The sequence below is a fragment of the Paraburkholderia bryophila genome (assembly GCF_013409255.1).
Classification (GTDB): domain Bacteria; phylum Pseudomonadota; class Gammaproteobacteria; order Burkholderiales; family Burkholderiaceae; genus Paraburkholderia.
This window is the reverse complement of the sequence record NZ_JACCAS010000001.1, coordinates 2,798,228-2,810,451: the sequence shown is the minus strand read 5'-3', so window position 1 is coordinate 2,810,451 and position 12,224 is coordinate 2,798,228. Positions and strand designations below refer to the sequence as shown.

The window sequence follows — 12,224 nt, the reverse complement described above, 5'->3', positions numbered from 1 at the left end:
CAGCAGTCGTTCACCGACAGTGCTTGAGAACCCGTTTATGGCCGTCCAGCGCCATCTGGTTATCCGCTTCATCTCTCTGCTTACTGCCCTTGGCAATAACAAGGCAACCAAGGAATACGAATACCAATTTCAAAGAAACCGAATGCAATAAATGTTGTACATTGCACTGGTGAAAATGGCACGGTCCGCCGTCATGCCCCCCCGAAGTTCGCTGCCGTTGAATGCAGCGTTGCACCACAAGTGGTCTTGTGTCCGTCGAAGGCGACCGCCCGCCCTTCGACCATGAAGTTTGGATCGCCTTCGGCAATATCGCAGATTTGGTGGCCTTCCACGGGGCAAATACATTTGTCGCCCACTCGTGCCACAGCGCGGCCGTCGACCTCGAATTTGTTGGCGCCAGTCAGGACAGATCCACCGTGGCTCGTGGGATCGCCGACGCGAATGATATTCTTCATGACTGCTCCGTTCGCTTTCATTATTTCCGTCTATGCAAGGCGATTTATCACAGCATCGGATTTCTCCGTGAACGCACTAAGCAGAAAATCCATACCGTTGCGTTAAGAGGAATCCACGCCAGCGCAATGGCGCCCGGAAGAGCATTGCTCTGGCTGCCGGCGCTACCTGTCGTGCTTAGTAGCGCCAACATCGCATTCGCAAGAAGTAGCACGAAACCCACCCACCAAGTACGAGGCAGCCAGTGTGTATTGACGGCGACTACCCTCCGGCGCTCTGACGACCGTCTTGCGAGCCCGTAGAGAGCGAGAATCAACAGGATTGGCAAAATCAGGCAGGTGGCCAGTCCGAAGAAAATAAACCACGTGAACACCCTCGGCAGAATCGCGATATCAGACATGACTCGCCAATCATGAGGGTTCTTCTCGGGGTCCGGACTTGGGCGCGACAGGCGAGGATGACTCCGGCTCAGTCTGCTGTGCGTATGCGACCAGTTGCCACGTCGTATTGACGGCATGCCATTGTTGCTTACCCAAGAGTTTCCCCATGAAGCCGGGACTCCCTGCGACCCGGGCAACCGGCATTACGCTGTTGGCTGAGAGATACTGATAGGCACCCCCGGCGATTTCGCGGCTGCTCGCCTCGGGGCATGTCCACCAGCCCGCTTGCGGGCAGATTGAGCCTGTACGTGCGAGCGTACCGAGCGGCTGGTTTGGGGATGGCGTATCGACGCTGGCAGCACTGCCGCCCATCGGGCGCATCCTTATCGAATTTGCGACGGCATCAAAAACTGCGACTGCCTCGTCATCGGTCAGCTTCGGCCGAACTGGCTCACCGTTGACGCTGGTCATGCCACTTTCGAACTCCACGATAAGCGTCGGCTTCAATGGCTCGCTGACTCCAGTGCCCTGTGCTTCCCATCGAAATTGATGAAGCCTGTAGCCGGCTTCCGTGGGGACGGTCTCGAGCAACTCTTCGCCGTGACGACCGTTGATTTCACGCGAGCCATGCCGAATAGTCCTGATCTGGTTGACGAGGTTCTTGAATGCATCTGGTACCGATCCACCGTCGGCGCGCTGCAGCAGGGTCGGCTCGCCGAGCTTTGAGACAGTCATCGATCGCACGGAGACCAGCACTCCCGGCCACCTGGCGAACTTGAAGCTGATGCCCGCGTCTTCGTACTGCGATGTCTTGCCGTCGTTCGCGATAAATCCATTTTCAAGACAGAAGCCCGGTCGGGAAGGGATATCGTCGGCACCACGTGCCCGAAGATTTGGAAGCAGATCGGTTTGCAGCGTGGACAGTACGTCTGGATAACGGGCTAGTATGAAGCCGGTATGCTGGATAGAAAATACGTGTCCACCATCCCACTTGTACGCTTCTATACCTACCGAGGGGCCCGTCAGAAGCGTCCGCGAAAGCTCAAATATCCGGATGTCCGGCGCCGGACTTTTGATACCCGAGAGGGTATATTTGTTCTTCTGCTTGCCCGACTGCAGATCCGCCTGGCGCGTGGTCATTTCTTGCGCAAAATGCTGCGCGCTTTCCTCCGAAGTCGTCGAGTCGATGCGTCCGTACTTGTACTCATAAGCTTGCCCGTTAATCTGCGCGTCCGCGGGCACGTCGACCAGAAAACGACCAACGCAGTAGGTTTTGGTATCGCTCATTGCAGGCTCTTTCGCATAGCAGGTCAGGACAAGCAGGGTGGCACACAGTACCGCAGCAAAACGCAATAGTTTCATTGTCATTCCTTGCAAGCCGGCAATTCCTCCACCGGGGTGGCACCTTGAACAATCTTCGCAATGCAGTACAGCACGTTATCCTGCACCATCTGGCTCCCGTAGCTGTGCTGGTGATCGAAGCCCTTCATCCTGAACACATTGAGCGTTCCGGAACCGTCGGCGATGAGTGCGCCCGAGGGACCTGGAACCGTGCCGTCTCCGGATGATGGATCGGTGTCCGAGTCAGGCTTGTCATGTCCGGCAAGGGAGAATGTGACTTTCTGCGATAACACCGTGAGCGTTGTCTGACCCAGTTTCGTAAAGGAGTCGGCCGTAAGCGTAGGCAATACGCCGTCCGCGCCCGCTGGCACTGCAGTTTTTGTCACCCATCGAACCTTGCTGAATGCGACGTGCTTGTCGTCGCCACCATAGTAGGCGTACGTAACTGGATGGCTATACAGGCCGAGCGTGTCGTGAAAATCGCGCACGTTGGATATCGTCTGCCCATAGGCATCAAAGGCGCTCGAGTCCTGCGTTGCAATCACTCCGGCGGGATCAATCAGGGTATCGTCGATCATTGCCCACCACACGTCCTGGACCCGCTTGTTGTATATCTCGGTGTATGGGTCGGCGATCGGCAGAGCTGGCATCACAGGGGTGCCAGAACCCTTCGACTCATGCTCCATTCGAAGCCATTTCGGGGAGTAGTTTTTTGTCGGAAGCAGTTCAAGTACACCGGGTGAATTTGCCATGACGCAAGTGACATCAGCGGCATCCCAGCCAATGATCGTGGCAACGATCGCGCCCATGATGTCGAATAATCCGTCAGTTTCGGTGCCGGCCCTCATGCGTCGGTATACCACTGGCGCACCGCCGACCGGCTGAACGCCATGGACCACGCCAAGCATTTGACTTTCAACCTTTTGCGCGGCCCTACGGCCGACCAGCCCTCCCATCGAGTGAGTCACGATGATGACCTTATCGAGGGAAATCCAGTATTTGCCGCGCTTGTACCAGTTAATCGCTTCGTTGATGCGCTTGACGAGCAGGTCGGCAGAATCTCCGTTACTACCGACCCAGTTGTAACCACAGGCCCACACCGGAAAGTAGTAGTCCGCAAGCCGCCTGAACTCCGTGTCGTTCAGTGGTGGGACATCACCCTTAACGGGGTTCCACTGTGGTAGCACGTTCTTACCGTCTGCATCCTTTAGCGTTTTCGCAGTAGTCCAGACCGGCATTTCCTTTGCGCCAGCGGTGCCCGCGTCGATGTACTGATCATTGAGCGCAAGTTCGAGTGCGGCCAGGATGCCGCCGTAGCTGTCGAAGTGTATCTCTCCCCAGCCGCGACGGCGTGCCTCCTCGTCGGTGATCGTAAAGACGCCCTTCGGGACCCCAACCTTTTTGCTGGGATCCACCATCACTCGATCGGGCATCAGTTGCTCTTGCCGTTCGGTCGGTGTCTGCTTCTTGCGTCGACGCCATTCACCGAGACCTGCCATCGCTCCGTTGGGCGGTGCCCATGCCGTCGTGCCCGCCTTTTGTGCTTTACCGTTGGCGCACAGGTTGGTACCCATGATTCCCGGCACAAAAATCACCGGGATGACATGCTTCGGCGGCATGACGCCAAGTGCATGTGGTTTGAAACACTCCGGGCTGGTGACGCTATGGAAAATCGGATCGCCGTTGTCGTCGAACTGAAGCGGTACACGGCGTACGGCCTGTTTCTGGACCGGAGTGGCCTCTGCGGCAGGAGTGGACATGTAGGAGGTCAGCGGTAGGAATTCAAGGGGTCGGGCGGATCGTCAGTGGCCGGATCTGCGTGTCATGCACGATCGTCTGGTTGGCGCCATCGGCACCCAGTTCGCCAGCGTCACGGACGGCACCCGTTTCATCAGTAACCTGATGCGGTACCTTCGTGATGGCGTCGCCGGCACGGTTGGCCAGCGCAAACTGCTCGTTGGTCTTCATGGCAGAGGCCGGCATGTGCGGCAGATCGGGATTGCCGCCACCCCCACCGGTAAAGCTAAAACTGGAGGTCTCGATCTTGTGTTCGCCGCTGGAGGACGCGAGCACCTTGCCGTCGGCAAGTGAATAGGTCACGCCGTTGGCCTTCAGCACAATGCTCGGTGCCTCGATGACCATCTCCTTGAGCGAATAAAGATGCAACCGGTCGGACGCGCCGATCTCCGTCTTGCCCTGCTGCGCCTGTATTGCGAGATCGCCACTACCGGCGATCAGCTTCATGCCGGCCTTCGCAAAGGCGGACAATCCCTGCGCCGCGCGCAGCAGGATCTTGCGACCTGTGGTCACATTCACGTCCTGCACAGCGGTGACGTCAACGTGCGTGCCTGCAGATGCCACGACGTTGCGCGGACTGGCCAGGGCGACACCGTCGGGCGCCGAAACGGCGACGATGGCTGCGCCGCCCGGCTTGTCGCTATCCCACTGTTTCAACTGATCCACAAGTTTTTCCTGCGGAGCGGTATCGCTGCTGTCAGCTTCATGGGTCTCGGACAGCTCTGCCAGTTGCTTCGCTATGGCGAGGGCCGCCTCGAGTTGGCCCACTAGCTCCTGCCGGTCGAGCACCTGGCCCTTCGCGCCGGCCCGGTTGTCGGTCGAGATCAACAGACCCTGCGCGGCGCGGATCGCGCCTGCCATATCCGTTCGTAGCTCGAAACCCTCGCCACGCTTGTCCGACTTTCCACCATCACGAGGATGGCCAATCCAGCCTTCGTTCAACTGCGTCTTGCCGTGTTCGGACGATAGTTTAGTTTTCGTCTGGGCCGTGGTGTCGTCGAAAAGCAGTTCCCCATAGCCGGCTCCAGATACTTCCTTCGAGCGGATGCCGTAGAGCGCGGCATTGCCCGGCAGGTTGCCCGTACCAGAAAACTCAGTTGGCCTGCGGTTCGCGCCGTGCAGGTTCGCGATTACTACGGGCTTGTCAGGATCATTCTGCAGGAACGTTACGAGTACTTCGCTGCCGACGCGCGGCGTCAGGGCCGTGCCGGCGCCCTGATCGGCCCAAGGCAGCGCGAGTCGCACACGCGCGGAATCGCGGGGCGTACCCGTTGCGCCTGCCTTAGGATGATCGTCACCGCGCGCGAAAAGAAACTGAATCGCCACGCGACCCTGCTCGTCAACGTCGATTTCGAGTCCCGGCGCACCAACTACAAGCGCACTCATGGGCCCAACCGAAGGCACGCAGGCCGGGTCCCACTCGGGTACGACCGGAATATCGGCACGCACGCATTCGAAACGATTCAGATAGGGAGGACTGGTCTGATCCAGCGTGAGTGCGCTCTTATCTGGTGATGCCGTCAACAGATGATTGCGTGCGCTGGTTTCGACGCGGGTCAGAACAAAGCGACGCTGCTCCTCCGGATGCTGGTCGATTTCGGCCTGGCCCGTCAGGGAGAACACGGTCCCGGCAGCGCCGCTGAACGCGCGCACGACGCTCTTGCCGGAAAAGTGCTTGGCCTGTTGTTCGCGCGCCTGCTGGCGGCGCAGATTCATCTGCCGGTAGTGTTCCGAATCGTCGGCGATGTGCGGCGCGTCGTACCGGTACTCGGTGAGCGTGCTGCTGAGCGCCTTGCCATGCTTGCCCTGGTCTTGAACATTCGTTTCACTCACTTCAACGGCGCGCCCTGCCCTGTAGTCGAACGCCGCGGCAATCTTCCCGCCGGATGTGAGCGTACGGTGGGCCTGCCAGACATTGATCGTGTCGTCTTTCTCAGTCGCGTCGGCGCGGTTATAGCGTACGATGCCGGCCGGATTGTCCCGCCATGCGTGCACACTATCAACCAGACGCAACGTGTGTACCGGCCAGTTGTCGTTGAGCGCGTGCGAGAAGTACCAGCATATGCCTTCGCGACGCCACAGCCGCGTGAGGAATGCCGTGTCACTTTCGCCTGCCTGCATCGTAAATTCGCGCAGTGGATACGTTGCCGTCAATCCACCGGTTTCGAGCGCGAACGCGCTGGCGAGCACGCTATTCCCGTTGATGTGTTCTTTCAGTACCGTCTGCGTGATATCGATCACGGACGCATTTCGGAAAATTCGCCATGTGGTGCGATGACGGAGAATCGACAGACCGTCCTCGCAGGTGTACTCGTTCAGGACGAAGCCGCCGTCGGAAGCGAGTTGGCGCGCACCAGTTACTATCGTGCAGATCGTGCGTTGACTGCCAGTGAAATCGCCGATGTTGAACGCGATTGGTATGCCAATCATTGTTTTCAGCGGCAGGCGGGTGTCTGTCGATAGACAGCTGAGCGTGTAATCGAGCGGTGCGCAGATGCCTTCGCTACCATTGAGCTCGTGAGGCAGCATGGCATTTGTCGGAAGGCCAGCATCAGGTGCAAAGCTCACCTGCAACTGTCGCTGCGACTGACTGAACGCTGAAACCAGCTGATCAAAATTCTTGAATGCGCCAGATAGCGCATCGAGCGGGCTGTCGGAGGGAGGGAGCGTTACTGGCGATGCGCCCATGACTCACCTGGGCACTAATAAAAAACGGGCGGTGCGAGTCATCTTAACCCCGGGATCGTTAAAGATTATTAATTGATGCGTGGTCGCTCACCACAGAAATATACGACTATTTGAATAATTTTAGCACGCGTATTCGGTGGTGCAACGCGAAGTCAGCTGCTTGAAGCTCCCCGCGAGCACGGGATTATGGGGAGGAATTCATTGTGCATAGATTTGGTGTCGCACATGGTTCTCGACGAACGTAAATGCCTTTCCATTAAGACGTTGGTTTAACAGCCACGCGCTTCAGCGCATCTCCGTCAGTTCGATTGCGGTGCTACTTATCGCTGTACGTACAAATTTGGACGAGTGCCGACATTGTCGCGTCAGCGACGATCTGAGAAATAAATTCGTATGGCTGCTTGAACGCGCGGTCGAGACGGTGAGCAAGCGCAAAAAAAGCATCCTATATCGTCCAGCTAGGGTGATTGCCTCGTATCTTCAATCGGTTGCGGCTCTGTAGTCGGCTGGCGCGGATAGGAAGGTCTCAATGTCACTGACCCGCCACCCGACTGAACGCATGCCTAGTTTGACCGGTGCGGGAAAGGTTCCTGCCTTTATCCGCGGATAGATAGTTGAGCGGGATAAACCTGTTTCGTTTTCTACCTCGGTGCGACGAATGATCGCGTTGGCCGGTCGATTGGGTGACCGCTTTGCGAGCTCTTGGTCGCTTGTCCGAGAATTTTCAGGGGAGCCGGGTGTGGCTCGTGCCGCTTGGCCCGATGCCAACCCAAATTCGATAAGCATTTGAGCAAGTTCTTCACCTGCCACGCACCATCGCGCAAACGCCTCGCAGTAGCGGACGAGCGAAGTAACATCAGTGGAGCCGAACAAGCTCGCGTTGCGTATCTGCCTAGCCACCGATGGCCAATGTGCTAGTGCTAGGGGAGATAGCCGCGCCAGTAGTTTCGCATCGTCTACATGGCCGCATCTAAGTCCCAGATCTACAGAATTGACGCTTGCCGCTTCCCGCCTTTGACGTTCGCGCATGATGCACTCCTTAGACTTTGGGTTTGGAAGATGAAGTCTAGGAGTTCGTGGCTGCGGGTGAGAAATTTGGGTTTTTACTAACTTCCGCCTGCGCGAAACGACCACGCACCATTCGGGGATTGTTGAGCGCCTAGTCCGCCACGAATTGATGCATCGCCAGTCGGCTACCCAACCTGCCGGAGGCGAGACATAGGGGAAGGACAGACGCGATCGACAACCAGGCTAGGCAGGGTCGAATTGTGTTCGTGTAGAAAGCCTGCGCCGCCCGTTCGGTAAATGGTCGACGGACCATCATTCTCTGTTCTTAATGCGGAATATTTTTCCGTTACCCAAACAGCATGAACAAATATGCAATAAATTCCGAATTAACAATTACGGTAACCATCTTGATTGCGTTAACCCGCTAATCTTTTGTAATATCGCGCGATAGCGCGGGGGCGCAATTGCGTAAATCAGAGGCGGTATGGGTGCACAAGACATAATCACGGCGATAAAAGGCGGTTTGTTGCAAAGTGACCGTCTGCTGAAACTGGATACGCCATTGGGCGTGAATGTCCTGTTGCCGCAAAGACTGGTGGGCCATTCGCGTCTGGGCCGCGATTACGAATTCACGCTGGACGCCGTTTCCACCAACGACAATATCGAACTCAAGAAGCTGATTGCCCAGCCGGTTACGCTCTGGGTTCAGCAAACCGACCAGTCGTACGCCCCGCATCACGGTTATGTCCATACGGCACGCCGTCTGGGCTCGGACAGTGCTCTTACCAGCTATCAGATCGGTTTTGTGTCATGGATGCATTTCCTGCGCTTCAGAAAAGATGCACGAATCTGGCAGGATAAACCGGCCGACGAAATCATCACCGACGTATTCAATATGCATCCGCAGGCGCAGGGTGCATTCCGCTTTGTTTTACGAAATACCCTGCCGCAACGCTCATTCTGCGTGCAATACGAGGACGACTGGAATTTCTGTCACCGGCTGATGGAAACCGAAGGGCTGTTCGGCTATTTCGAGCAGGCCACGGACGGCAAATCGCACACGCTGGTTATAACGGACGACATCGGCAGCCTTCCGGCGCTATCGCCGCAAGCGGTCGATTTTTACCGCTCGGGCACGAACAGCGAAACCGATGCCTTCGTGCAATGGAGCGGCACGCGCACGCTACAGAGCACGACGCTCACGACCCGCACGTTCGACTACAAGGCCCCGTCGGCACCGGCCAATCCCAAGGGCACCACGATCCCGACGCTCGCCACACAGGGCGATCTGCCGCAGCAGGCCGAGGTATATGAGTACACCGGCGCCTACACCTACGGCAAGCAGGACCGCGGCGACCAGCTCGCCAAAGTGCGGATGGAGGAATGGGAGTCGCGTGCGAAGCGCTTCCACGGCGTGGGCGCAGTACGCCGCATCGACGCGGGCCGCTGGTTCGAGCTGCAGGATCACCCCGACCACAGCACGAGCAGCGAACAGGACCGCCAGTTCGCGGTGATCGCGGTCGACTGGGTAATCGAGAACAACCTGCCCGTCTCAGGCGGGACGACGGACTTCCCGCACAGCCTGAAAGGCGCGATCGCCGCAGCGCGCGCCGTGCATAGTGCCGATGCCGCGCTAACCGTCAAATCCAGCGACGGCAGCGAAGGCTTCTTCATGGCCGCCGTCGAAGCGCAACGCAAAACCATCCCGTTCCGCAGTCCGTTCGAGCATCACAAGCCGAAGATGCACATGCAGACGGCGACCGTATCCGGCCCAAAGAACGCGGAAGTCTTCACCGACGAACTCAACCGGATCAAAGTGCTCATGCACTGGGACCGTCTTAACGATGGCGATGAAAACGCGTCGTGCTGGATGCGGGTCGCGCAGTCCGACACTGGCGGAAGCTATGGCGCGGTACATGTGCCGCGCGTCGGTGAAGAGGTGATCGTATCGTTCCTCGATGACGACTGCGACAAGCCTATCGTCACTGGCCGCGCCTATAACGGTGCAAAGACGCCGGACTGGCATTCGAACGGCATCCTGTCGGGCTACAAGTCGAAGGAGCACCAGGGCAGCGGCTACAACCAGATGGTGATGGACGACGCCACCGGTCAGAATCGTGTGCAGCTTTACAGCACCAGCACGAATGCACAGTTGCACCTGGGCTATCTGATCGCGCAGACGGGCAACGCGCGCGGCGAGTACCTGGGTAGCGGCTTCGATCTGAAGTCAGACGCGTACGGCGCGATTAGAGCCGCACAAGGCATGGTCGTTTCGACGCATCCGACAACCGGCGCGTCAAGCCAACCTCTGGACGTACGCGACGCAAACAGTCAACTGGTCAATTCGGAAAGTGTGATCGAGTCGTTGAGCCAGGCGAGCGAAACGCACCAGGCCGAGAGCCTCAAAGATGGCTACGACTCACTAAAGTCATTCACCGACGCCACCCAGAACAGCGTATCGGGCGGCGGCAGCGGCGGCAACACAGCCGGCGGCGGCACGGGCAACGCGAACGCGTTCAAGGAACCGATCCTGCTGTTCGCTACACCGGCCGGCATCGCCATGTCGACGCAGAAGTCGACCCACATCGCAGCAAACGAGCACGTCAATCTGGTCAGCGGCCAGAGCACGCACATTGCGACCGGCAAATCGTTGCTGGCAAGCGTGAGCGAGAAGATCAGCCTGTTCGTGCAGAACGCGGGCATGAAACTCTTCGCGGCGAAGGGAAAAGTCGAGATCAAAGCGCAGTCCGACAATGTGGAATTCACCGCGCAGAAAACATTCCGTTTGCTCTCGACCACGGAAAAAATCGAAGTCGCCGCCGATCAGGAAATTCTGTTGACGAGCGGCGGCGCGTACATCCGCATCTCAGGCGGCAACATCGACATTCACGCGCCGGGCAAAATCGATGTCAAAGGTGCGCAGCACAGCTTCAATGGCCCGACGAGCCAAGGCTATCCGCTGCCGGCGGCGCGCCCCGATCAGCCGGGGCAACTTGACCTGCTCCATCAATACGCGAACGGCGAGCCCGTCAAAGGCGGCCAGTTTTCCGTGTTCGACGCAAACGGTGGGCTGCTGCGCCAAGGCGCTCTCGATGCTAATGGCCGCATGACCGTGAGCGGCTTGCCGCCAGGCGTGGCACAGGTGCAGTTCGGCAACGATCCGCGCGATCCGTCGCAGCCGGCCAACTATTTCAAGAGCATCAAATGGCCGCCCGAGCCACTCAGCGTGTCGGGCGACACGGCATCCGCAGCGCAAATGGCGTCCTTCTTGCCTGGCGTAGCTGGGGGCGCGGGCCCAGCGGTCGGCACTGCAGCGAGTGCCATGAGCGCGGCAGGCGGTGCCATGAGTAACGCCTCAGGCAGCGCGTCGCAACTGGCCGGCCTGGCTAGCACGGCCTCACAGGGCGCCAGCGGCCTCGCCACGATGGCGAAAGGCCAAGCCATGGGGCTCGCCCAAAACGCGCTCACCAAGGCGCTACCCGCCGGTGCAAGCGCAGGGCTGTCACAAGCCAGTCAGGCCGCCAGCGCCGCGAAGGAAATCAGTTCGATCGCGCAATCCGCACGTGGCGCAGTGCCCGCGCTCAAAGGCATCGTTTGATGCCGCGCCGATCGACATCCACCCATCCTCACTCGCACTTAACATGAAGAAAACGATCTTTCTGGCGCTCGCCTTCGCCACCGCCTCGACGGCATTCGGTGCGGCCGAACTGAAAATCACGGCGGCCGCGATGGCTTCGCAGTACGACAGCGACTCGGACGCGGCCTCGAAGTTTACCGATAAGCAGCTCGCGCTGACAGGCAAGCTTCTCTCGCTGGAGTCCGGCATCACGGATGACGACGTCGTCGGTAAGCTCGGCGACGATCCCGACACGGCAGTGCGGGTGAGCTTCGCCGATAAAGCGAGCGCCGACAAGGTTCGCCCTCGGATCGGCCAGAAAGTGACGCTGCATTGCTTTGGCGCGTACTCGACGACTTATCCCGCCGCGACCGACTGCAAATTCAGGTAAGCCACCAATGAAACACTTTCTGACTCTGTCGATCGCAGCCTGCTGCGTCGCCATGACGCCGCTTGCGCACGCCCAGTCGGTCGCCGACATGAAGACGATCGCGGGCTTCGTCGAGTGCAAACTCGACGCACGGCAAATCCAGCGTTTTATCGATCGGGTGGATAACAACGGCATACCGGATTTCGTGAATCTCCCCCCGCGGCCCAAGGGCGTAGACCTCGCATGGCAAACCAGCAAGCCGATTACCGCGTGGGGCACGTCGTCGAATGTCGTTTCGCTCGTTTCGCCACATGAGATGCTGCTCGCCATTCCTGCACCGGTGGGCCAGGAAATCGACGCGGCAAAGCAATGGGCGGCTCGCATCGGCGACATGCATGAGGACAGCGGCACGGTGGCGATGCGAGAAAAGCTGCACTGGCACGGCGTCGACTATCGCAAGGTGGTGGGCAAGAAAGAAATCAGATTGCTCGTCGATCAGGACGAAAGTCCAGGCTGGCTTCTGCTTGGATGCGGATACAACCAGCTTTTCTCCAACAACTAGACCATCGAT

General features: G+C 58.6%; 9 protein-coding genes. 3 read left to right on the top strand and 6 right to left on the bottom strand.

The window, feature by feature from the left end:
- Positions 1 to 191: 191 nt before the first annotated feature.
- The 6 genes from GGD40_RS12460 to GGD40_RS37220 form a co-directional block, all read right to left on the bottom strand.
- Positions 192 to 455, bottom strand: coding sequence for a PAAR domain-containing protein (locus tag GGD40_RS12460; protein WP_179743877.1), 264 nt, complete (start codon positions 453 to 455; stop codon positions 192 to 194).
- Between the two features lie 47 nt (positions 456 to 502).
- Positions 503 to 853, bottom strand: coding sequence for a hypothetical protein (locus GGD40_RS12455; RefSeq protein WP_179743876.1), 351 nt, complete (start codon positions 851 to 853; stop codon positions 503 to 505).
- Between the two features lie 10 nt (positions 854 to 863).
- Complete coding sequence (locus GGD40_RS12450) at positions 864 to 2,195, bottom strand: T6SS immunity protein Tli4 family protein (protein WP_179743875.1); 1,332 nt, start codon at positions 2,193 to 2,195, stop codon at positions 864 to 866.
- A 2-nt stretch (positions 2,196 to 2,197) separates the two neighbouring features.
- Positions 2,198 to 3,934 carry an esterase/lipase family protein gene (locus GGD40_RS12445; RefSeq protein WP_179743874.1) on the bottom strand — a complete coding sequence of 579 codons (1,737 nt, stop codon included), beginning with the start codon at positions 3,932 to 3,934 and terminating at the stop codon, positions 2,198 to 2,200.
- A 22-nt stretch (positions 3,935 to 3,956) separates the two neighbouring features.
- A complete protein-coding gene (locus GGD40_RS12440; protein WP_179743873.1) occupies positions 3,957 to 6,659 on the bottom strand; it encodes a type VI secretion system Vgr family protein in 2,703 nt (900 codons plus the stop codon).
- Between the two features lie 480 nt (positions 6,660 to 7,139).
- Positions 7,140 to 7,445: a helix-turn-helix transcriptional regulator gene (locus tag GGD40_RS37220; protein ID WP_179744940.1), complete on the bottom strand. Its 306-nt coding sequence runs from the start codon at positions 7,443 to 7,445 to the stop codon at positions 7,140 to 7,142.
- 706 nt (positions 7,446 to 8,151) lie between these two features.
- On the opposite strand from GGD40_RS37220, the gene GGD40_RS12430 reads away from it, so the two are divergent.
- From GGD40_RS12430 to GGD40_RS12420, 3 genes are read left to right on the top strand one after another with little or no spacing between them, the layout of a single operon-like run.
- Complete coding sequence (locus GGD40_RS12430) at positions 8,152 to 11,265, top strand: type VI secretion system Vgr family protein (RefSeq protein WP_179743872.1); 3,114 nt, start codon at positions 8,152 to 8,154, stop codon at positions 11,263 to 11,265.
- Positions 11,231 to 11,674, top strand: a complete 444-nt coding sequence (locus GGD40_RS12425) for a hypothetical protein (RefSeq protein WP_179743871.1) — start codon at positions 11,231 to 11,233, stop codon at positions 11,672 to 11,674. Before GGD40_RS12430 ends, GGD40_RS12425 begins: the two co-directional genes overlap by 35 nt.
- Positions 11,675 to 11,681: 7 nt before the next feature.
- Positions 11,682 to 12,215: a hypothetical protein gene (locus GGD40_RS12420; RefSeq protein WP_179743870.1), complete on the top strand. Its 534-nt coding sequence runs from the start codon at positions 11,682 to 11,684 to the stop codon at positions 12,213 to 12,215.
- The last annotated feature ends 9 nt before the right edge of the window (positions 12,216 to 12,224 follow it).